We start from the raw sequence: 23,426 nt of genomic DNA, 5'->3' as shown, positions 1-23,426 counted from the left end.
AACAAAAGTAAGGTTAAAATTTTGACTTGTAAAATGGATTGAAATTGGTAAGTTTGTCTTGCTGTAAAAATAAAAAAATGAATTACATTTTATTTGATGGTGATGTGAGAAATGCCTTGTTACCATTTACCTATACGAGGCCAGTTGCCGATATTAGAGTGGGAATTTTAACCATAAGAGAAAAGTGGGAGAGATTTTTAGGAATTACAACCACAACAATTACTGAAGAGTACTTAGAAGAGAAATATCCAATGGTAGAAATGGAAGTCAATGTGTTATTGAATTCTTCTTTTTTACCTACCAAACCATTGGTTGAAATGGTTAAAAACCTTGAACCAAATCAAGCTATATTTAAAGGAGAAGATGTAATCGCTTTTTATACTACCGATTCTCAAGAAGAAGTAGATTTTAGCGAGTACGATCAAATTGAATTTGACGACGATCTTATTCAAATAAAAAATACTTGGGATATTTTTAGTTTGAATGCTGAGGCTATTAGAGCTGATTTCGATTTAATTACTGAAGGAAGAAAATCGCAACCAATTCCAGAAACGGTTAACTGCATTAATAGAGATGATATTTTCATTGAAGAGGGAGCTGAAATAACGTTTGCCACACTAAATGCATCTAAAGGTCCTATTTATATCGGAAAAAATGCTTTGGTTATGGAAGGATGTATGATTAGAGGAGCTTTTGCAATGGGTGAAAGTTCAGTACTAAAAATGGGAGCGAAAATATATGGAGCCACAACCTTAGGTCCTTATTGTAAAGTAGGAGGAGAGATAAATAACTCTGTATTGTTCGAACATTCAAACAAAGGGCATGATGGTTATTTAGGGAATTCGGTTTTAGGAGAATGGTGTAATATCGGAGCAGATACTAATAACTCGAATCTAAAAAATAATTATGCAGAAGTTCGTTTATGGAATTACGAAACAGGAAGGTTTGCTAAAACGGGGCTACAGTTTTGCGGATTAATGATGGGAGATCATTCTAAATGCGGAATTAATACCATGTTTAATACAGGAACCGTAATTGGAGTGTCTGCGAATATTTTTGGAAGTGGATTTCCAAGAAATTTTGTGCCATCTTTCAGTTGGGGAGGAGCTTCTGGTTTTACAGAGTATAAAACAAATAAAGTATTTGAAGTTGCAGAAGTTGTAATGAAAAGAAGGGGAATAGCTTTTGATGATAAAGAAAAAAGAATTCTCGACCATATTTTTGAGGAAACTAAAAAATATAGAAATTATTAAAAAGCTTAGACTAACTGTTAGTAAGTAGTTAGCGAATAAATTAAGTTAAAAAAGGTTCTTCACACAGAAGAACCTTTTTTCGTTATTTTCAATTAATTATATTTGGAAGAGAACAAATGAAATTACTAAAGCTTCCATTATAACATATTTGAATTCAGGTTAATTCTTGAATACCTAAAATTACTTATTATTTGAAGCTGTTAGAATATGATCATAAACTATGAATAAAAAAACACTATCGTCGCTACTACTATTATTGCTAATTGTAATTTATTCATGTTCAAATCGCAAGGCTAAGCCCAAGTCCAAACAAGAAGCTAAGCCTAATATCATAGTTGTTTTTACTGATGATCAAGGATATCAGGATATTGGTTGTTTTGGTTCTCCAGATATTAAAACTCCTCATCTAGATAAAATGGCACAGGAAGGAATTAAGCTTACTGACTTTTATGCTGCTCAAGCTGTCTGTTCCGCTTCTAGGGCAGGACTTCTTACTGGATGTTATCCTAATAGAATTGGAGTACATGGTGCATTTATGCCTAATAGTAAAAAAGGGTTAAATACTTCGGAAACCACCATTGCTGAAATGTTGAAGGAAATTAATTATAAAACAGCAATTTTTGGTAAATGGCACTTAGGAGATGCTCCGAAATTTATGCCCAATAATCAAGGTTTTGATGAATATTTCGGAATACCTTACTCAAATGATATGTGGCCCTTACATCCTCAACAAGGAAGTGTGTTTAATTTCGATCCTTTACCATTGTATGAAAATGAAACGATTATCGATACGTTGACAAATCAAACTTCATTAACCACACAAATAACAAAGAGAAGTGTAGATTTTATTAAAAGGAATAAAAACAATCCGTTTTTTCTGTACATAGCACATCCTCAGCCTCATGTGCCTTTATATGTGTCTGACAAATTTAAAGGGAAATCCAAAAGAGGGCTCTACGGTGATGTTATTATGGAAATTGACTGGTCTGTAGGACAGGTTTTAGAAGCGTTAAAAGAGAATAATTTGGATGATAATACCATCGTTATTTTTACCTCAGATAACGGTCCATGGTTGAGTTATGGAGACCATGCAGGTTCTGCACACCCTTTAAGAGAAGGGAAAGGTACAGCATTAGAGGGCGGGCAAAGAGAGCCTTGTATTATTAGATATCCTACTAAAATAAAACCTGGAAGAGTCGTTGATGTACCAATGATGGCAATTGATATTTTACCTACAATTGCTACTATCACGGGAGCCAAGTTACCAAAAGATAAAATAGACGGTAAAAATGTATGGGATATATGGACAGGAAAATCATCCGAAAGCCCTCATGAAGCTTATTATTTTTATTATCATGTAAACGAATTGCATGGAATCAGATATGGGAAATGGAAAATGTACTTTCCGCATAGATATAGGACATTAAATGGTAGAAAAGGAGGTGAAAATGGGTTTCCTGTTGACTATGATTATAATACAATTGATCAAATAGAATTGTACGATTTATCTGTGGATATCAATGAAACGATAAATGTAGCTTCTCAAAACCCTGAAGTTGTTGAGAAAATTAAATTGTTAGGAGAAAAAATGAGGGATGAGTTAGGAGATCAATTATCAAATAGAGAAGGAGTTGGTAACAGAGAAATAGGGTTGATTGATAAGTAGTCAGAAATATTATTTAGGTCAAGCTCCACTTATATAATTTCTATGTTTTAGAGAAAGATGGTTCGGTAGTTGGTTGTTTTCATATAATGTTAATTTCTCCTTATCTAAAGGTGAAAGCTTACATGATAGTAAATTGATTATAATTTATAAAGAAGTATTTGGTTAAAAGGCTTTAAACTAAGGTAAAATTCCTTTTTTTTGTAGTAACCTAATAACCAAACTATGAATACTTTAAAAACAATTTTAATAGCAGTTATACTGCTAAACTTGATACCGCTTCAAGCTCAGTCGAGTTCTAACAAAATAGAGCTTTCTTCAAGCTATATTATTAATGAGTTTCGTCAGTTGTACCAGCAAAACAAGTCTTTTAGGGCGACTATTGATGATTCATTTGACCATATTAAAAAAAACAAGCTTAAGGAAAACTATTGGTTCAACAAAACACCTGATGATTTGTTTAAATTCGTAGAAGATTGGTATTATTTTCTACCTTTAGTTGATGACGGATTAACATACATTAGAAGATTTGAGCAGTTTTATAAAAACAATCCTGAAGGATTGAAAATACTTTATGAAGAGCCTGGGAAATCTTGGCTGCAAAACTTTGCTATTGCCAGAGGTAAATATATGGATAGTAAGGCTTCAACAAAAAAATTAAATAAATGGTTAAAAGATTCTTTAATTCAAATTAATGATTATCAAGTTCCAGAAAAGGGATTTCAATCTTTTAATGAGTTTTTCACGAGAGAATTAAAGTTTGGAGCGAGAAGAATTGATTCGCCAAGCGATAATAGTATTTTTGTTTCACCTGCAGATTGCGAATTAGCTGCTATAAATTATAACATACAACCCGATACTAAAATAAACACGAAAGGGAGCGAGTATTTGGAAGTTAATAAAATATTAAATAACTCCAAGTATGCTGAAAAATTCAAAGAAGGAACGGTAATCACTTTGATTCTTGTTCCGACTTCATATCACCATTTTCATTCACCTATTTCAGGTAAAATGGTTGAATCAGATGAAAACTTACCAGGAGCATTTTACGATAGGAGCAAAACAGGTACTTACCATAGAGGCTATTATATTATTGATACAGAGAAATTCGGACATATAGCAATGGTTCCGATTGGACTAGCAACCATTAATTCCATAAATTTTGAAGATAAATTTAAAAATGTCGAAGATATAAAACCGGTAAGAGTTCAAAAAGGAGAGAAGCTTGGACATTTCGCTTATGGAGGATCTAAAATTTTAATTTTTATGGAAAAAGAGCATATGACGGAGTTGAGCTTTCTTCAAGGGCAACGAATTGGAAGAATGAAAAACTAAAGAATACAATATTTATTAAAAGAGCTAGGCTTCAATATTAACAAGGTTAAAATTGAAGCCTATTTACGTTTTTAAATCGTTTTTTAATAATATTGCATTGCTAACAAGTCTAAGTAAGCATAGAAACTACTTATACCGAAAACAGTTCTAAAATTGAAAAATGAAACATCTAATCAGCAGGGGAGAGTACCTGTTGTAATATTAAATGGATTTTTAGGTTCAGGAAAAACCACGATGCTTAGAAACTTACTCGTTCAATCTAAAAAGAAAGAACTATCTGTTTCTGTTGTTGTGAATGATATGAGTGAGCTTGATGTCGACGGAGAACTAATTGCAGACACAGAAATTGTGAGAAAAACTGATCATAACTTTGAGTCTATTCATTCTTGTGTGTTAAGTAGTAAGCAGGGAATTCAGAAACTAGATGAGGTGTTGAAAAAAATGTTGTCAAATCATAAGCCTGATTTGATTATTATTGAAACATCAGGAAGTTGCCATCCAATGCCTTTAATAGAGTTCTTTCAAAAGCAATCGAAGTTCAATTTAACAGGAGTATTGGTATTGGCAGATAGTTCCATGTTTGCTCAGGATTATAACTATGGAGAAGAGTTGATTCTTCGTTTACAAAGCAATTTACAATCTCAAAAAAGAGATATGGTTAATTTGTTAGTAGAACAAATAATGTTCTGTAGTCATTTGATTTTGACAAAAGCAGATAGAATACCAGAAGGTAAACTGTCAACCATAGCACAATCGATTCATCCTCTTAATCCTTATGTCGATGTACTTTCAGTGCAATTTGGAAGATTAGATTTTGATAGCATTTTAAAGCTTCCAAGTTATGATTTTTTCAAAGTAGCACAATTGATGGAGGAAGTAAAACCAGCTTTAGAGAAAGAATCTAATGCTGATCGTCCATATAATATGGTTACTAAGGTTATTCGTGATGATCGTCCGTTTCATCCTCAGCGATTGTGGGAGGTGTGTCATCAGTATTTAGATCAACGAATTTATCGAAGCAAAGGTTTCTTTTGGCTGTGTACTCGAAGTAAAATCTCTTTATTATGGAATCAAGCGGCTGGTAATATAAGTCTTGAATTAATGGGCTATTGGCGTTCGGGTGTTTTGGAAGAAGAGAATAATAATCTTAGTGATGAGGAATTAGAGCAATTAGAAGAGCTCTTAGCTAAAGAAACAGGGCGTTTTGGAGATCGCCATTGTCATTTAACCGTTATTGGTGACAGAGATCATGTAGATCAATTTACTGAAGCTTTAAAAATGTGTTTTCTTACGGAAGAAGAAATTGATCATTGGGAATACGGACATGAATTTCAAGACCCTTGGCCAAAGAATATGGTGAAGATGGCTTAGGATGATAAAAGCTATAGTAGTAAAAAAAATAAAAACCTCCCAATTTGGGAGGTTTTTTATATTGTATAATATGATTACATTTCCATTGAGTGGTAGACTTGATTGACATCATCGTCTTCTTCTAATTTCTCTAAAAGCTTTTCAACTTCTTCTTGTTGTTCAGCTGAGAGTTTTGTGGTAGTTGTAGGAATTCTTTCAAATTCAGAAGAAAGAATTTCTAAACTATTTTCTTCTAAATATTTTTGAATAGCTCCAAACTGCTCAAAAGGAGCGTAGATTAAGATTCCATCTTCGTCTTTAAAAACTTCCTCAACGTCAAACTCAATCATTTCTAGTTCGAATTCTTCTAAATCCATTTTTAATGACGATTCTTCAATTCTAAAGTTTACTGTATGATCAAACATAAAAGCAACCGATCCAGAAGTACCTAAGTTCCCATTGCATTTGTTGAAAGCTGCACGAACATTTGCAACTGTTCTGTTATTGTTATTAGTGGCAGTTTCAACTAAAACAGCGACCCCATGAGGAGCATAGCCTTCAAAAAGAACCTCCTTATAGTTTTCAGTGTTTTTATCAGATGCTTTCTTAATTGCACGAGCAATATTGTCCTTAGGCATGTTTGCTGCCTTCGCATTTTGAATGACAACACGTAAACGAGAATTTGATTCAGGGTTAGGCCCTCCTTCTTTAACAGCCATTACAATATCCTTACCAATACGAGTAAAGGTCTTTGCCATGGCAGACCAACGTTTCATTTTTCTTGCTTTCCTAAATTCAAATGCTCTTCCCATTTATAAAAATTTGTTTAGTGCTTGCAAATGTAATTATTGCGATAAAAATTAGCAAAATATTTTTGCTTGCAAGCCTATGTTTTTGTGTTAATATCAGTTTATGTTCCTAAAAAACTTCTCGCTTTTTATTTATTGTTAGTTCGGGTGATTTTATCAATTAGTAGAGAGATAAAAATTGTGTCAGGAACTCTATTCTTATATCTCAATACTCAATACTCAATACTCATTTCTCAATACGATATCACTAAAATCTCTTTTTAAACAAAAGATCTTCGTTTTCTTTATCATAAGCCTTCCAGGTTCCTACTTGAGCGCCTTTTTTAAACTTACCCGAAATCTTCACATTTCCGTTTCTATAATATTCTGTGAAATCTCCGTGTTTTAACCCATTTTTAAGTTCAACTTCGATATGAACTTGACCATTTTCATATTTCTTAATGAATTCAGAGGCGCTTAAATCGTTAGGATATATTTCTGGTAGGTTGAAAACTGTTTCTTCCGTTAAAACTGTATCTACATCTTTTGCTATTTTATGAAGAAGCTCAGCTCTTAATTTTTTATCGTCAATTCGTTGTTTTTGAACATTCACTGGGTCTTCGTACCCTACAACTAAATAATTTTCGAAAAAGTCTCCTTGTGATATCAATTGGAGCCCTAATTGAGAAAAAGAAACGATATAATCCTTGTTTTTACGAATGCTATTTCTTGTTTTACTATCCGTTAAGGTTAACAATTCATCATAAATGTATGGTGTATTGATATAAGCGAAAACACTTGATTTTTCATCAAACTGATCATTGAAATCTAAGTAGTTTTGATTTGAAGCTAATGTGAAACCTATAAGTTGCGTATTAATAATTTCCTTTAAGGTATTTGGACTGTTACTAAAAATAACATAATCGTCAATAATAGTAAAATAAGGTTTTTCCATTTTAGCAAATAGATTTCCAGCCAACATTTTAAAGAAACCTTTTAAATCTAAAAAGTTAATATCGTATCCTTTATAATTAATTTGTTTAAACTTTAAAGGAGTTTTTTCTTTGATTTTTGCCAGAATAAAGTTGAGTTTTTCTCTTGCTTTATCAATGTTTTTAGTAGTTAAAACAACCGCTAAGTCTTGTTTATTTTTAGAGATAACATTGTTGATATGTAACAAGGCAATTTCACTACCAATCCAGCTAAATACATCGTCCTTTAAATTGATGTCGAGCATGTTTTCAACCTCCTTAACTTGTTCATTGTATGCTTTGAAGGTTTCCTCGTTTTCCTCTTTTATAGATTCAAAGTTCTCATAGAAAGTATCAAAATCATCAAAGGCAAAACTTAGATAAAGCGCTGTGTTTTTCGGAGCAACCTTTGCAATCGTTCTTTTTCCTTTTCCAGACTTCTGTAATGCTCGTAAATAGCTTTCCGAAGTCATGTCAAAATTAGTAAAACCTTCTGCTTGAATCGTTGTGCTCTCTTTTAATCCAATATTAAAGCCAGAGTATAACCAAGACTTTTCAACAGTTTTTAGAAGCTCAGAATTCATTTTGTTTGAAAAACAAGCTAAATACTTATTCAGGTATTTGTATTGTACAAACATTTTAAAGAACCCATCTTCAGGAGTTTCCTTATTGATTTCAATATAATTAACATCTCTACCAATAATAGGGTTTTGATATTGATCAATTGATTTTTCAATTAATACGTGTGTATAAGAAGCTATTAGTTGATTCTTTACAAATGAAAGGTATAAAGTTTCTCTTTCCTTTTTATTATAAAGCTCTGTAATTTCATGGTCTTTATAGATTCTTTTCGTAACCTCAAAACCTTCACCGGCAAGTTTGGCAATGGAGTTTTGAAGGAATCGTAGTTTAGATAACTTTTGAATATCTACGGTGTAAAACAAACCATAACTTTTGGGTTTATATACATGAACCGAAATCAAAATATCACGTTCTCCAATGAATTCAATGAGTTCTTTTCGTTCTTTAAATGTTTGATCTAAGGTGTTCAAACTTTCAGTTACCTCACTGAAATAATCATTCTTTTGAAGGTGTTTCCAAATATTACTATTACTGATTTCATCCCACGTATCAATTGGTCTTTCAGTATCAATTATAAAAACAGCATCGTCAGGAATAAGGTAAATAGGATTTATATTGTCTTCACTTGCAGTGGTAAAGATGTATGCCTGATACGCTAAAAAAGCTCCTACTAAAACAAGAACGCCAATAATAAGCTTCTTTTTCATGATGTATAGTTTAGGTTTGGTTAACTTTGAAATTATACTTGAATTACTCCTAAATTAAATGGTTTTTCAATTGGGGCATGATCAGCAGCTTCAATTCCCATAGAAATCCATTTTCTGGTATCTAAAGGATCAATAACGGCATCCGTCCAAATTCTTGCAGCAGCATAGTATGGAGAAATCTGGTTGTCATAACGAGATTTAATCTTATCAAACAATTCTTTCTCTTTTTCAGGAGTAATTTCTTCTCCTCTTTTCTTTAGAGCAGCTGTTTCAATTTGTAATAAAACTTTTGCAGCAGAAGCACCACTCATTACTGCTAATTCAGCACTCGGCCAGGCAGCAATTAATCTAGGGTCATAAGCCTTACCACACATCGCATAATTACCAGCGCCATAAGAGTTTCCAATAACAATAGTAAACTTTGGAACCACTGAATTACTTACAGCATTTACCATTTTGGCGCCATCTTTTATAATACCACCATGCTCCGATTTACTTCCTACCATAAATCCAGTGACATCCTGTAAAAACACTAATGGTATTTTTTTCTGATTACAGTTTGCAATAAATCGAGTAGCTTTATCTGCAGAGTCGTTGTAAATAACTCCTCCAAATTGCATTTCTCCTTTTTTAGTTTTTACAAGCTTACGTTGATTGGCAACAATTCCAACCGCCCAACCATCGATACGAGCATAACCAGTAATAATACTTTTTCCGTAACCTTCTTTGTATTGATCAAATTCCGAATTATCGACTAAACGATTAATAATTTCAAGCATGTCATATTGTTCATGACGTGCTTTTGGTAATATTCCATAAATATCACTCTCGTTTTCTTTTGGAGGAAATGATTCCTTTCTGCTGAAACCAGCCTTATCATAATCTCCAATTTTATCAACGATATTTTTAATGGTGTTTAAAGCATCTTTGTCATCTTTAGCTTTATAATCCGTAACTCCTGAAATTTCACAATGAGTAGTTGCTCCACCTAAAGTTTCATTGTCAATGGTTTCTCCAATTGCAGCTTTTACTAAATAGCTTCCTGCTAAGAAAATACTCCCAGTTTTATCAACAATTAAAGCTTCATCGCTCATAATAGGTAAATAAGCTCCACCAGCAACACAGCTTCCCATTACCGCAGCAATTTGCGTAATTCCCATGCTACTCATTACGGCATTATTTCTGAAAATTCTTCCAAAGTGTTCTTTATCCGGAAAAATTTCATCTTGCATTGGTAAATAAACTCCAGCCGAATCTACCAAATAGATAATAGGTAGTTTATTTTCAATGGCAATTTCTTGAGCTCTTAAATTCTTTTTTCCTGTAATAGGAAACCAAGCTCCAGCTTTTACCGTAGCATCATTTGCTACAACAATACATTGCTTTCCTTGAATATACCCGATTTTAACAACTACCCCTCCTGAAGGACAACCACCATGCTCTTTATACATGTCATCTCCTGCAAAGGCACCTATTTCAATTGATTTACTATCATCATCTAATAAATACTCAATACGCTCTCGAGCAGTCATTTTTCCTTTTTCATGGAGTTTATCAATTCTCTTTTGACCTCCACCAAGTTTTACCTTGGCTAAACGTCTGCGTAAATCTGATGCTAAAAGTCTGTTGTGATCTTCGTTTTTATTAAAGGTAAGGTCCATATAATGTTATCGTTGTTTGTAAGCGATTGCTAAAATAATAAATTACTAAATAAGGTTCAATGGGAAAATGATTGCTTTATGTTAACAGTATTATAATTAAATAAGTATACTTTTTGAAGTGATAAATTATAGTAGTGTTTTCAATACTTATACATTTAAATTAAGAGTAATTATTTAAAATTTCGGTAACTGTTTTATCTATGTTTTCATATTCTAACTGTCTTTCAAGTCTTGAAGGTTCTGCAACTCTAACGTCACAATTTTTTACCGAGCAAGTTTCACAGGTAATACCAACTTGTTTTGTAAATATTGCGGGATCGTTGATGAATTTCAGTTTCTTTTTTAAATGAGGAGAAACCAAAAAACCAATAGAAATACTTCTATTTAGTTGTTTTCTAAAAGGGTCAGGAGTAGCGGAAGACAATACCAAATATTCGTTATCAGAATTTTCATAGGAAGAAATTTGAAGTCCAAATGAAGAGGTATTGTTTGTTTTTTCCAAATCTTTTATTGATTGAATAGAAACCCATCTTCTACAGTAATGTTCATTATTTCTATTAGCATGAGGAGTTTGTTGCTGTGTAATATGTAATTCTTTGGTAAGCCTGAATTTTGGAGAACCTAATTTATGAGTAAAGCGTAAGAAGAATAGATTTTTAATATGGAAAAATTTAGGTAGAATATTAGTCAATCTTTGATAAAAACTTTCCGCAGAACAATTGTATGTTTTCATCATTTTGATAAACTCGTCTGTACTCCAGGTTTCTAATGAAAAAAAAGTATTCAAACGATCAACAAGTGTTTTTTTGGGAATAATTAGAGCACCTGCAAAATAAGATGCAACGAAGTTATTTAAAACTTGATCAAAATCGTCAAACTTTACCCAAGGGAATGTATATAACCTATGGGATATTTTTAAATGGTTGTAGGCTAGCTCTTTTGCATAAATGAATGTTTTTTGAGCTTCGGATATGTCATTACTAATTAAAAGTGTTTTTTTAGAAGGAATATAAATATTTCTTAGCTGCATTAAATTATTGTGTTTTGACAGCTCTTCGTTATCTATTGTATAACCGAACTCTTCTGTTAAAATTTCTTCCAAATCTTTAGAAGAAACATTTTCTTCTAAATTTAAATGATAAGAGTTCGCAAAGTCCTGAACATGCTCTTCAATCTCGTCAAAATAGTTGTTGTGTGCCTCTTGGTAAGATCTTAGAGAAGCTAGGAAGAAGCTTTCTCTGGTAAGATTATAGTTTTGAGATATTTTAATGATTGTACTAATAAAAGCGTTGACTTTTGCAGGTGCATTGGCAACAATATCAATAAGATTCTTTTCTTGGATACCAAAAAGCTCCAGAGGTATTTCTTTTAAAATTTTTGACTGTAAAATTTCGCCAATAGGTGCTAGATTTTTATCCAATTTAAGTGATACTAAATGATCATATGGAACATCAAGTTGCTCGGAAAGCGTGGCAATTTTATCAGTTTTTGGATATTTTTTTCCTTTTTCAATCTCATTCAAATACGATTTAGATAATCCTGTAAGTTTCGCTAAACCGAAAAGTGATAGTTTTTTTTCAGTTCGAATTTGCTTGAGTTTAAGCCCGAAAATAAGGCGTATGTATTCATCTTCTATATGCATAAAATCAAATATAGTAATAATTAGCGAATTAGCTAATTTAGAAAACTTTGTAAATTTAGCGAACGTTCGCTTGTGGAGTTCAAAAATATTTTATATCATTGTTGTGTCAAACAAAAAATGATAATCATGAACACAGAAACAATTACAAAAGAAATTGGATTAACAGGTTTTAATACAGTTAACTACAATGACGTGTTAACTGATGAGGCATTAAGTTTTTTGGTCGCATTACATGAAAAGTTTAACGAGAAGAGATTATCATTATTAGAGGATAGAAAAATCTATCAAGCTTATTTTGATGCTGGCAATTTTCCAAGCTTTCCAGAAGAGACTAAAGAATTAAGAGATTCGGATTGGGTATGTGCTCCTTTGCCAAAAGATTTGTTGGATAGGAGAGTAGAAATTACAGGTCCAGTAGATCGTAAGATGATTATTAATGCTTTAAACTCTGGGGCCAAAACCTTCATGGCAGATTTCGAGGATAGCAATTCACCAACTATTGAGAATGTTTTAAATGGACAAGTCAATTTAAGAGATGCTGTTAATGGAACAATTTCCTTTTATGATGAAAGAAAAGGGAAAAGTTACCAGTTAAATGAAATCACTGCTGTTTTATTAGTAAGACCAAGAGGGTTGCATTTAAATGAGAAGCATATAACTATTAAAGGAGAGGAGATGAGTGCTTCGTTGGTAGATTTCGGACTGTATTTCTTTCATAACATTCACAAGTTATTGAAGAAAGATTCGGCCACCTATTTCTATTTACCTAAGCTAGAGCATTATTTAGAAGCTCGCTGGTGGAATGAAGTCTTTGTTTTTGCTCAGGATTATCAAAATATTACACAGGGAACGATTAAAGCCACTGTTTTAATTGAAACAATCACCGCGAGTTTTCAACTTGATGAAATCATATATGAATTAAGAAATCATATGGCAGGTTTGAATTGTGGACGATGGGATTATATATTTTCTTACATAAAGAAATTTAGAAAGCATATGGATTTTATAGTTCCAAATAGAAGTCAGGTAACTATGCAAACACCTTTTATGGAGTCATATTCTCTTCGAGTAATTCAAAAATGTCATAAGAGAGGAGTACATGCAATGGGAGGTATGGCTGCTCAAATTCCAGTAAAGAATAACGAAGAGGCGAACAATCAAGCATTCTCGAAAGTGAGAAAAGATAAAGAGCAAGAAGCCAAAAATGGTCATGATGGTACTTGGGTTGCACATCCCGCTTTGGTTGAAATAGCATCCGAGGTATTTAATAAATACATGCCTAACAAGAATCAAATAGATAAAAGAATTGATAATCTTACAATCACTGAACAGGCGTTGGTGACGTTACCTCAAGGTACCATAACGGAGCAGGGTGTTCGTGACAATATCAATGTTGGAATCTTATATATCGAGAGCTGGTTAACTGGAAATGGGGCGGCAGCTTTATATAATTTAATGGAAGACGCAGCAACAGCAGAAATATCAAGAACTCAGGTTTGGCAGTGGTTACGAGGTCAAGTTACTTTAGATAATGGTCAATTGTTTAATGAAGAGTTATACCAATCTTTGAAAGAAGAAGAAATCCAAAAGATTAAGGTTTTGGTTGGAGAAAATAGATTTAACTCTGGACGATTTGAAGAAGCAATTAACTTGTTTGATCAATTGGTTTTAACGGAAGAATTTATTGAGTTTTTAACACTACCAGCATACGAAATACTATAATCAATAGCTTCGGGGCAAGTCCAAGAGGTATTCAAAGAAAACGATTCCAAACATTTCGACTTAGATTCGGAGCATTTAAATCTCGATTATCGAGTAAAAAATAAAGCCCCATAAATGCGGCAACATTTAAAGGGCAGATAAGCATTAACAAATTAATAACTTATATCAAGAACAAAATTATGAAAAATATAGAACAAACCAGTTATAGATCAGCTTTAGAAACAGTAATCGGTTTAAAAGAAAAATTTGGAGATAGATGGAGCTCAATAGCTCCGCATAATGCAGCGAGAATGATCACGCAAAATCAGTTTAAAACTGGATTAGATATTGCTCAATACACAGCCAATATTATGAGGCAAGATATGGCTGATTATGATAATAACCCTTCTAATTATACCCAATCTTTAGGGTGCTGGCATGGTTTTGTGGCTCAGCAAAAAATGATCGCCGTAAAGAAACATTACAAAACAACCAATAAGAAATATTTATACCTATCGGGTTGGATGGTAGCTGCTTTACGTTCAGAATTTGGACCACTTCCTGATCAGTCAATGCATGAGAAAATTGCAGTTCCTGCGCTTATTGAAGAAATCTATAATTTTTTAAGACAGGCAGATGCTATTGAGTTAAATGATTTGTATAGAAGACTTGAAAGGGGAGAGGATGTGCAGGATCAAATAGATAATTTTGAGACTCATATTGTACCAATTATAGCTGATATCGATGCTGGATTTGGAAATGAAGAGGCTACTTATTTATTAGCTAAGAAAATGATCCAAGCTGGAGCTTGTGCGATTCAAATTGAGAATCAAGTATCGGATGCGAAGCAATGTGGACATCAAGATGGTAAAGTAACAGTACCACACGAAGATTTCATAGCTAAGTTAAATGCAGTAAGATATGCGTTCCTTGAGTTGGGAATCGATAATGGAATTATAGTTGCTCGAACGGATTCGGAAGGTGCAGGTTTAACACAAAAATTACCTGTAAGTAAAGAGCCAGGAGATTTAGCATCGAAATATTTAGATTTTGTAGAATGTGAAGAAGTTGCTATTGGAGATGTTTCTGATAACGAAGTTTTACTGAAGAGAAATGGCAAATTGGTACGTCCTGTAAGACTAGCTAATGGATTGTATAAGTTCAGAGAAGGAACTAATATTGATAGGGTAGTGTTAGATTGTATTACTAGTTTGCAAAACGGTGCAGATTTATTATGGATTGAAACACCTACACCTCATGTTGGTCAAATTGCTCATATGGTAAATAGAGTAAAAGAAGTAGTACCTAATGCAAAATTGGTTTATAATAATTCACCTTCATTTAATTGGACATTAAACTTCCGTAACCAAGTATACGAGGAAATGCTAGCTGAAGGTGAAAACATGACTGAATATGATCGTAATAATTTAATGGATGCTGAATATGATGGTTCAGAACTTTGTTTTAGAGCAGATGAAAAAATAAAGTCATTTCAATTAGATGCAGCACGAGAAGCAGGTGTATTCCATCACTTAATTACTCTACCAACGTATCATACAACAGCACTTCATATGAACGACTTAACGGAAGGTTATTTCGGAGAAGAAGGAATGCTAGCGTATGTAAAAGGTGTACAAAGACAAGAGATAAGAAAAGGAGTATCATGCGTGAAGCATCAACGAATGGCTGGGTCTGATTTAGGAGATGATCATAAAACTTTCTTTGCTGGTGACAATGCTTTAAAAGCGGGAGGGGCAAAAAATACTTCGAATCAATTTGAAACAAAACAATCCGGAATAAAAGAGACTCCAAAGCAAGAAACGGCTGTGGCATAATATTTCAAAAAGCGAATATATACTTAGTTAACCGTGGAAATAATATGATTAATTTATGATAACTAATAGATTAGATATTATTTTGAAGTAGAAAAGGCTGTCGTTAACGACAGCCTTTTCATTTTATAATTATTTATTTTTTAATTTCTTAGAAGGGAGAAATGCCCTGAATTTACATAGGTTTTATCGTTTCTATCTGTTAGAATTATTCTAAACCAATAGTCATTAGAAGGCAAAATTTGTCCATTATAACTTCCATCCCAACCAATATCATCATTTACATTTTGTTTTAATATTATTTTACCAAAACGATCAAATATAATTACTTCAGCTAAAGGGAAGTAAGTTCTGTTAACTCCTCTTACCGTCCAAGTATCGTTATAACCATCTTGATTAGGGGTAAAGAACTTAGGAAACTCTACCAATGGTATTTCTACTTGCGCAATTCCACAATCGTTCTTGTCTTGTACTAAAATAGTATATATACCTCCTTGAAGGTTTTCGAATTTTGGCTCATCTTGATAAGGAGATATGTCTCCATTCTCATTTTGAAGAGCAAACTCATAATCACCGATACCTAAATTATTGTTATCATTATTAATAATGATAGAATAATTATTACTTCCATTATTGTTGGTATCATCAATAACAGTTACATCATCTTCTTGAATGGATGCTATCACAGACTCATTTACAACTATTTCTAAAGGTCTTTGACACCCAGTTGTTGTATTAGTTGCTGTTATAATATAGGTTCCTCCATTAGAAACATTTATATTATCAGTTGTTCCTATAGTTGCATTTGGCTGATTTGAGTTAACCCACCTGTATTCGTAGGTATTACTATCGGGATTTTCAACAGCAATATTTATTGGTGGATTATTTAAACAAACAACTTGAGGAGATGTAACTTCAAAATATGGAAGTTCGTTAATAATAATATTAAAAGACAAACTTGAATTATAACAACCAGATTGAATGTCTTCAACTCTTACATAAATGGTTTGAGGATTGCTTAAGTTCGTATATTCATCATTATTAACTCCGTTAGTATTTGCGTTCGCATCGGCTAATGTTGGGTGAAAAGTAACATTGAAATTTGAAAATTCAGAAGCATTATAATTGGCCAATATTTCTTGAATCTTTGTACTTAAATTAATGTCTTCTATAATTCCATCCGTATCACTACTAAGCCCACCGTTGTTATGGTCACATTCGACATAATTTGTTATAGCAGTAGGAAGATCTGGTTCCGGAAATACTCTTAAAAGTAACTGAGAACCTCCAGATATACATCCGGTAGCTCTGTTTTGTAGACTAATCCATAAAGTTTCTTCTCCAATATTGTTAACTATTGTTGTATTGGCAGGATTCATGTCGTAAATCAATGGTACAGGGCTAAAGGCAGTATAAGAGTCAGCCTCGGTATTGTGAAAAGAAATTATATAGTCCGCAATATCTCTTCCGTTTAGAATTTCATTAATTCTCTGAGCAAGATCAATATTTTGCTCTAAACCGTTTCTAGTATCGTTATCTTCTGTTCCAGCATCACAAAGTTCAATAGGACTAATGCTTGTGCTTAATTCAGGAAGAGGATTGATACTTATATTGAATTGTGTGTTTGGATTGATACAGTTGGTAGCATTTTCTAGAACAGCGACGTAAATGGTTTGTTCACTTACGGTACCAGGCACGAATCCTACAGGAGCTGTATTTCTGAAAGCACTATCATTGGTTATTGGGTTGTTGGCTGAGAGAGCATCGTTAAAACTAGTATGAAAAGTAACGGTAAAATCACTCGGGTTTTGAGTCCCTAAAATATCATTAACCTTAGCTCTTAAATCAATATTAATATTTTCGCCATCTGTTGAAGAACCACTATCACGATCATCACAAAGTACAATTGGTGTTACCACATTTGCTTCTGGAATACCTGTTAAAATCGTGAATTCTCCAAGCCCTACACATTCGTTATTTTGAGAATTTATAATTTTAAGATAAAGCGTTTGAGGAGTTAAAGCTGGTAGATTTATATTTCGATAGCTCGATAAGTTAGGAATAGCATTTGTAACTGTGTTTCTATCATCCATGTTTTCAAAAACTAGGATGTCAAGATTGGGTTGAATATTCACAGGAAATAAGGCTTTCACATCAGTAACAACAGAGCTTAAATCAAAATTGGTAATACCATCTGTATTATTATTGCTTCCAGCTATATCATTACCGTTAGTATCAAGATAGTCATCACATTCATAAAATTGATTATTATAGGCAACATTACTGGCATATCCAACAATAATATTTATCGAGGAAATTCGATAACATTGATTGTTATTGATTGTTCTTACCCATATGTTTTGACCGTTTGATGCTGAATAATTCGCAGGATCTGAAATTACATTAGTGTTACTAATAGCATCATTTTCGGTAGGGTAGTACTGAAATGTTTCATTGGCATGATTCGACGAAATACTTTGTTCAGCTAAGGTCAAGTTCATTGATGTTGTTAGATCCGCATCAGTATCACATTGTCTTAAGTCAACATTATTAACAACTGTTGGTAAAGAATTAATAATTAAATTAAATGGAGCAAAAGTAGTTGAACTCGATTCCGTTACAACATTACAATCAGTATTTAAAACGTTTTCAACTCGAACATATATAGTTTGACTGTTAACTGTGATGTTTGTATATGGGGTATTTTTATCAATAACATCAGTCGCTGAACTGGTTTGAGCTCCAGATAATGTTGTATGATACGAAACTGAAAAAGTACTTGTAGAAAGACTACCTAAAATTTCAGCATCTTTTGAAGCCAAGGTGAAGTTATTAAAAATACCGTCGGTATCACTACCACTTATCAAATTATCACAAACAATATAATCTGTTGGTTGATTCACTTGTGGCTCAGAACTTACAGTAATATTGAACTGAGTAACTTCGAAGCAAGCCGTTGGTGCACTTCTATTATGAATACGAGCGAATATGTTTTGAGAACTAAAAGCTGTTGGATTCGTATAATTATTGGGTAATGCATTTCCAGAAATATTGGCATTTGCATCATTGATATTTGAATAATAAACTATTTCGAATTGATTCGAATCTTGACCGTTTAATATTAACGGAGTTACTGAACTTTGTAAATCAAATGTATGGAATCCATCACCATCGGTATCACAATATAAAATATCGTCAATATTGTTAGCAACTGGATTAGGAAAGAATGTGATTTCTACTTCATCACTACCAGTAGCTCCGGCGTCATCTATAACTTCAACTTTATAAATACCAGAAACGTTATTATTAATCAATAAGGTAGCATTAGTTTGTCCGGTAATTTCATTAAAGCCCGATCCTGTATCTAAAAACCATTTGTAGCTTGTCACTGTTCCGTTTGAAGGAGTAGCATCAAGCGTGATTTCGGTACCTTCACATACTTTTTGATCTGGACCTAGAGTTGAAGAAATAATAGAACAGTCTGTCGTTGCTCCATTCGGATTCGAAGGGTTTGAACTTTCCATACTGATGGTTCCAGCTTCTTCTTCGAAATTAGTAACAAGAATAACATAATATTCTCCACTTTGAACAGGACTCACTTCTAAAAACTCAACAGCATCGGCTAAAAAACTACAATCTCTGATACTTCCTGCGTTTAATCGACTATAGTCTCCTCCTCTAATGTTATCAAGTTCTGTTTCTGTATATGGTCCCCAAATAATAAAATCCACGTCAATAGGATTACCCGTTAAACTTGTTTGTCTAATAGTAAGGTTTAGGTCTCCTTGATCCTCAACTCGAATAAAAAACCAAGAGGGGTATGGTTGAGAACCTAAACATCCATAAGCTGGTCCAAAGGCTGCTTGCGTAGCAGGGTTCGTACTTCCGTCCGCAAGAGAGTTACAAAATGTAATTCCTGTATCGGAACAGAAAGCAGCAGTTCCAGTGATTTCACTATTGTTCAAAGTTTGCCCGTCACATCCTTGAGAATAAGAGTTTACTGACTTCAATAAAAAAACCGCGCAAACAATTAAAATGAGCTTTTTCATAAAAAGATAATAGTTAATTTTCCATAATGCCTCAAATACTGAGCCATTTTACGTTAACAAATAGTCAACCAAACGTAAAAATACTACTTTTTTGGGTGGTACCTAAGTTAAAGTCAAATTATTATGTTAAAGTTAAAACTCCACTAAAAAAGTGAAGTTTTATAAAGGAATATCTAGTTTGGATTTGTTTTTTCGAGTTTAGTAATTCTTTCTAGTAATGTTTTGAGTAGTTTACTATCTTTCTCAAATTTGACACTCTGATTTTTTATGCTTTTTTCTAGAGCTATGGTATTAAAGTGTCAATTCCTCAATTTTTTTAGAAGGTTCATATCCATTTTGGGCTTACATCACCCCGTTTTGAGCGAATTCTTTGGCAGAAGGAACTTGAACTTAAATTTATCATAGCTTTTCAATTTATATCGCAAAAGTTAAAAACGGAATAAATAACAAATTAAGACAAATACTGTGGAGACTAATACTTTTGTTGCTCTATGTTTTTTGTTACGTCAGAGATTACATCTCCAGTATGTTGTGTAGATTTCGATTCAATAAGCATAATTAAACAGTCATTATGTGATGATACGCGATGATTAATTCCTTTTTTGACAACATATAAATCTCCCGCTTTCATCTCAAAACTAGGTTGATTTTCTATTTCCATTAAAAGGCTTCCTTCAATAACATAGAATAACTCATCTTCATTTTTATGATTATGCCAAGGAATGTCTTCACCTTTAATTTTAGCCAATTTTACATATTGGTTGTTGACTTCAGATACTATTCGAGGTGAGAAATATTCCTTTATAATATTTGACTCACTCTTTAAGTTAAGTTTTTTCTCTATTGTCATGTGTTTAATTTTTATGAGTTGTTTTACAGGTGAAAAATTGCACTATGATTTCAAAGGAGTTAATTTTAATTCCATTTTAATATTACTACGTTTATATGGAGAATCTTTTTCAACAGGAATTTCTATAAATCCATATTTTCGATATATATAAATGGCGTTTTCTAAAACAGTATTAGAGTAAAGAATCAATTTTTCAAGTTCTAAATTTTTAGCAAAATCAATACAATGTTGCATCAATTTTTGACCAATTTTGTATCCTCTGTGTTTAGGTGATACGGCCATTTTTGTCAATTCGTAAACACCGTCTTTGGGCATTAGAGCAACAGTGCCAACAATTGCGTCGTTCAATTTGGCAAAGAAGATATATCCTTTTTTATCGATTATGTACTTTTCAGGATTGCTTAAAACTTCCTCATCAAAAGGTTCAACATAAAAAAAGGTTTTCAACCACTCTATATTGAGCTCATAAAAATGGTTACTGTACTTGTTGTTATATTGAACAATGTTTATAGTGTCTTTAAAATCTTTCATTCTAATATCTTCAATAATTGCTTTACTAAAACTTTTTTCTTCAAATTGTGCTTCCAGAATATTTAAATGCTCAATGAGCGATTGAGATTCGAAACCTGTGTATTTTTTAATAATAAACTCAATACTTTCCCATATTGGGGTAACTTCTTTAACCAATTTTTTACCTTCTTCAGATAAATAGAAAACTTTTTTTCGTTTATCTATTTCGTGTTCTTTGTAGGTAATGAGGTTCTTTTTTAACAACTTATTGATGGTTTGTGTAGTTGCGGGTTGAGTGGTTCGCAAACAATTGTTTATTTCTGTATTGGTTACACCATTTCTGTTTTTTATAATTTTAAAAGTAGGGAAGAGGTAAGGATCAAAATTAATACTAAATGTATCATAAACAATTTGGGTCTCTCTCATTAAATACTCACTAATTCTTTTAAGTCGAGAGCCCATACTTATTTCACCCAAACCTCGTAATGTATCCATTTATTATAATTTATATAAGTACTTATGTAAAAGTAAATAAATAATTCTAAATTGAAACGAATAACTTATAAAAATAATTTTCCTAGAAAATATTTACCATGGAATTTATTTTTTTATATCTTTGTATCAAATAAAAAACACATTATCATGAAAACTAATAAAATTATCTTTTATGTTACCACCGGACTTTTATCATTATTGATGTTGTTCTCCGCAGGAATGTATTTTTTTAATCATGCTGAAGTAGCAGGAATGTTTAAAAGTTTTGGATACCCAACATATATTATATACCCATATGGTTTGGCTAAAGTTTTAGGAGTTGTAGCATTATGGTTTTTTAGAGGGAAAGCTATTAATGAGTGGGCCTACGCTGGGTTTTTCTTTGCCTTTATTTTAGCTATTTTCGCTCATGTAATGATTAATGATGGAGCACAAACGGGGGCTATTGTTGCTTTAGTACTCTTAATAGCTTCTTACGTTTTTAGCAAGAAAATCAATGAATAGAACAATAACTTCTGAAGTTACATTAACAGAAAAGAAGTACTTAGCTAAGGCTAAGATGCGAAACCATTTTGCTGTAATTGATGAGCCTCTCGAGTCAGGAGGAACTGATACAGCACCGACACCCGTTGAGTATTTGCTAACGGCAATTGGTGGATGTGTATCAATAACACTTCGCATGTATGCCGAAAGGAAAGGTTGGGATTTGGGAGAAATAAAAGTGAAAGTATCTCAAAAAGAAAAGCTAGGACCAAAAGGAATCAAGAAATCATTAGTAGAAGAAATTTCTTTTGAAAAAGAAGTAACTAATGAACAAAGAAAGAAACTTATAGAAATAGCAGGTAAATGTCCAATAGCTAAAATGGTAAAGGGAGAAACACCTATTGAAAGTTTAATTGTTTAGAATACTACAAATACAATAAAAATAAAAAGATGAAAAAAATAGCCGCATTCGCCGGAAGTACAAGTACAACGTCAATCAACAAAAAGTTAGCTGCTTTTGCTGCAGGTCAACTTAAAAATACAACCTTTGATGTTTTAGATTTGAATGATTACGAGGTACCAGTTTTTAGTGAGGATTTTGAAAGAGAGAATGAATATCCGAATGGAGCAGCCTCATTTAACGAAACACTTGACAAATATGATGGATTTATTATTTCACTAGCAGAACATAATGGATCATACGCAGCAGCATTTAAGAATTTATTTGATTGGGTTTCACGAAAGAATAGAGAAGTGTTTAGAAATAAACCAGTTTTGGTTATGGCTACTTCACCAGGAGGTAGAGGCGGAGCAACAGTTTTAGCAGCAGCGCAAGGAACATTTCCTCATATGGGAGCCAATGTGGTTGGAACGTATACCTTACCGAAATTTTATGATGTTTTTAAAGAAGATAAAATTACGGATGATGATAAGTCGCTTGAATTGAATAACACGGTTACGGAATTCGAAAAAGCACTTTAAAATCAAACTCGTTTAGACATTTAAGTTTAAACGAGTTTTTTTTGAGCTCATCTTTATTTTTAATTTTCAGGAATTTTTCAGAGATAGGAAAAGTTGTGATGAGTTCATTTAATTGAAACTAACAAAAACTGAAGTCATGTCAGAAAACAAAGAAATTTTAAAGACATATGAAAAAGATGAATTGAAAGTATTTTGGAAACCGAATTCTTGCATACATTCAACGAAATGTTGGAAAGGCTTAATTCAAGTATTTAACCCAAAGAACAGACCTTGGGTAAATTTGGAAACTGCTACTAGTAAAAGAATTCAAAAGCAAATAGACGAGTGTCCCTCAGGAGCATTATCCTATGAATTAAAAACGAGAAACAATAAAAAGGAACGGGAAACAGAGGTAAAATGTTTAGAAAATGGACCTCTAATGATTATGGGAGATATTCATATAGTTAATTCTGATGGTTCTGAAGAGGTTAGAGAGAGGGCAACGGCCTTTTGCCGATGTGGTGCATCAAACAATAAACCTTATTGTGATGGAACACATGGTAAAGTAGGTTTTATTGGCTAATGTCGGTTTCT

17 protein-coding genes are annotated in these 23,426 nt (G+C 32.8%); 10 read left to right on the top strand and 7 right to left on the bottom strand.

Features of this window, described 5'->3' with window-relative positions:
• Nucleotides 1–77 precede the first annotated feature (77 nt).
• The 4 genes from ACKTTV_RS14505 to ACKTTV_RS14490 all read left to right on the top strand — a co-directional run bounded on the left by ACKTTV_RS14505 (nucleotide 78) and on the right by ACKTTV_RS14490 (nucleotide 5,622).
• The gene (locus ACKTTV_RS14505) at nucleotides 78–1,253 is read left to right on the top strand and encodes a GlmU family protein (RefSeq protein ID WP_408031569.1); all 1,176 of its coding nucleotides are present in this window, start codon (nucleotides 78–80) and stop codon (nucleotides 1,251–1,253) included.
• 220 nt (nucleotides 1,254–1,473) lie between these two features.
• The gene (locus ACKTTV_RS14500; protein ID WP_408031568.1) at nucleotides 1,474–2,919 is read left to right on the top strand and encodes a sulfatase family protein; all 1,446 of its coding nucleotides are present in this window, start codon (nucleotides 1,474–1,476) and stop codon (nucleotides 2,917–2,919) included.
• A gap of 222 nt (nucleotides 2,920–3,141) precedes the next feature.
• The gene (locus tag ACKTTV_RS14495; protein ID WP_408031567.1) at nucleotides 3,142–4,251 is read left to right on the top strand and encodes a phosphatidylserine decarboxylase; all 1,110 of its coding nucleotides are present in this window, start codon (nucleotides 3,142–3,144) and stop codon (nucleotides 4,249–4,251) included.
• A 153-nt stretch (nucleotides 4,252–4,404) separates the two neighbouring features.
• Nucleotides 4,405–5,622: a CobW family GTP-binding protein gene (locus tag ACKTTV_RS14490; protein ID WP_408031566.1), complete on the top strand. Its 1,218-nt coding sequence runs from the start codon at nucleotides 4,405–4,407 to the stop codon at nucleotides 5,620–5,622.
• A gap of 74 nt (nucleotides 5,623–5,696) precedes the next feature.
• Here the strand turns inward: ACKTTV_RS14490 and ACKTTV_RS14485 are convergent, their stop codons facing one another.
• The 4 genes from ACKTTV_RS14485 to ACKTTV_RS14470 all read right to left on the bottom strand — a co-directional run bounded on the left by ACKTTV_RS14485 (nucleotide 5,697) and on the right by ACKTTV_RS14470 (nucleotide 11,952).
• Nucleotides 5,697–6,413 carry a YebC/PmpR family DNA-binding transcriptional regulator gene (locus ACKTTV_RS14485; RefSeq protein WP_408031565.1) on the bottom strand — a complete coding sequence of 239 codons (717 nt, stop codon included), beginning with the start codon at nucleotides 6,411–6,413 and terminating at the stop codon, nucleotides 5,697–5,699.
• Nucleotides 6,414–6,657: 244 nt separating this feature from the next.
• Entirely contained in the window at nucleotides 6,658–8,649 is a 1,992-nt protein-coding gene (locus ACKTTV_RS14480; RefSeq protein WP_408031564.1) for a DUF3352 domain-containing protein, read from the bottom strand.
• A 32-nt stretch (nucleotides 8,650–8,681) separates the two neighbouring features.
• Nucleotides 8,682–10,310, bottom strand: coding sequence for an acyl-CoA carboxylase subunit beta (locus ACKTTV_RS14475; protein WP_408031563.1), 1,629 nt, complete (start codon nucleotides 10,308–10,310; stop codon nucleotides 8,682–8,684).
• A gap of 160 nt (nucleotides 10,311–10,470) precedes the next feature.
• Entirely contained in the window at nucleotides 10,471–11,952 is a 1,482-nt protein-coding gene (locus ACKTTV_RS14470; protein WP_408031562.1) for a helix-turn-helix domain-containing protein, read from the bottom strand.
• Nucleotides 11,953–12,078: 126 nt separating this feature from the next.
• Here ACKTTV_RS14470 and aceB point away from each other — a divergent pair, with 126 nt between their 5' ends.
• Together aceB and ACKTTV_RS14460 are read left to right on the top strand one after the other, a co-directional pair.
• Nucleotides 12,079–13,674: a malate synthase A gene (gene aceB, locus ACKTTV_RS14465; protein WP_408031561.1), complete on the top strand. Its 1,596-nt coding sequence runs from the start codon at nucleotides 12,079–12,081 to the stop codon at nucleotides 13,672–13,674.
• A gap of 179 nt (nucleotides 13,675–13,853) precedes the next feature.
• Nucleotides 13,854–15,488 (top strand): isocitrate lyase, encoded by a 1,635-nt coding sequence (locus ACKTTV_RS14460; RefSeq protein WP_408031560.1) that lies wholly within the window; start codon nucleotides 13,854–13,856, stop codon nucleotides 15,486–15,488.
• Nucleotides 15,489–15,628: 140 nt separating this feature from the next.
• Here ACKTTV_RS14460 and ACKTTV_RS14455 read toward each other — a convergent pair whose 3' ends face one another.
• From ACKTTV_RS14455 to ACKTTV_RS14445, 3 genes are all read right to left on the bottom strand, one after another.
• On the bottom strand, nucleotides 15,629–19,534 hold the full coding sequence (locus tag ACKTTV_RS14455; protein ID WP_408031559.1) for a T9SS type B sorting domain-containing protein: 3,906 nt from the start codon (nucleotides 19,532–19,534) through the stop codon (nucleotides 15,629–15,631).
• Between the two features lie 472 nt (nucleotides 19,535–20,006).
• Nucleotides 20,007–20,384, bottom strand: a complete 378-nt coding sequence (locus ACKTTV_RS14450) for a cupin domain-containing protein (RefSeq protein WP_408031558.1) — start codon at nucleotides 20,382–20,384, stop codon at nucleotides 20,007–20,009.
• Nucleotides 20,385–20,426: 42 nt separating this feature from the next.
• A complete protein-coding gene (locus tag ACKTTV_RS14445) occupies nucleotides 20,427–21,389 on the bottom strand; it encodes a bifunctional helix-turn-helix transcriptional regulator/GNAT family N-acetyltransferase (RefSeq protein ID WP_408031557.1) in 963 nt (320 codons plus the stop codon).
• Between the two features lie 147 nt (nucleotides 21,390–21,536).
• Between ACKTTV_RS14445 and ACKTTV_RS14440 the strand changes: the two genes are divergently transcribed.
• The 4 genes from ACKTTV_RS14440 to ACKTTV_RS14425 all read left to right on the top strand — a co-directional run bounded on the left by ACKTTV_RS14440 (nucleotide 21,537) and on the right by ACKTTV_RS14425 (nucleotide 23,415).
• Nucleotides 21,537–21,893: a DoxX family protein gene (locus tag ACKTTV_RS14440; protein ID WP_408031556.1), complete on the top strand. Its 357-nt coding sequence runs from the start codon at nucleotides 21,537–21,539 to the stop codon at nucleotides 21,891–21,893.
• Nucleotides 21,886–22,293, top strand: a complete 408-nt coding sequence (locus ACKTTV_RS14435; RefSeq protein WP_408031555.1) for an OsmC family protein — start codon at nucleotides 21,886–21,888, stop codon at nucleotides 22,291–22,293. Before ACKTTV_RS14440 ends, ACKTTV_RS14435 begins: the two co-directional genes overlap by 8 nt.
• A 29-nt stretch (nucleotides 22,294–22,322) precedes the next feature.
• Nucleotides 22,323–22,853: an NADPH-dependent FMN reductase gene (locus ACKTTV_RS14430; protein ID WP_408031554.1), complete on the top strand. Its 531-nt coding sequence runs from the start codon at nucleotides 22,323–22,325 to the stop codon at nucleotides 22,851–22,853.
• 136 nt (nucleotides 22,854–22,989) lie between these two features.
• Entirely contained in the window at nucleotides 22,990–23,415 is a 426-nt protein-coding gene (locus tag ACKTTV_RS14425) for a (4Fe-4S)-binding protein (RefSeq protein WP_408031553.1), read from the top strand.
• Nucleotides 23,416–23,426 lie beyond the last annotated feature (11 nt).

This window comes from Tenacibaculum xiamenense (assembly GCF_964513065.1).
Taxonomy (GTDB): Bacteria; Bacteroidota; Bacteroidia; order Flavobacteriales; family Flavobacteriaceae; genus Polaribacter; species Polaribacter xiamenense.
Note: the sequence above shows the minus strand (reverse complement) of the source record. Positions and strands in the feature narration are given on the sequence as shown.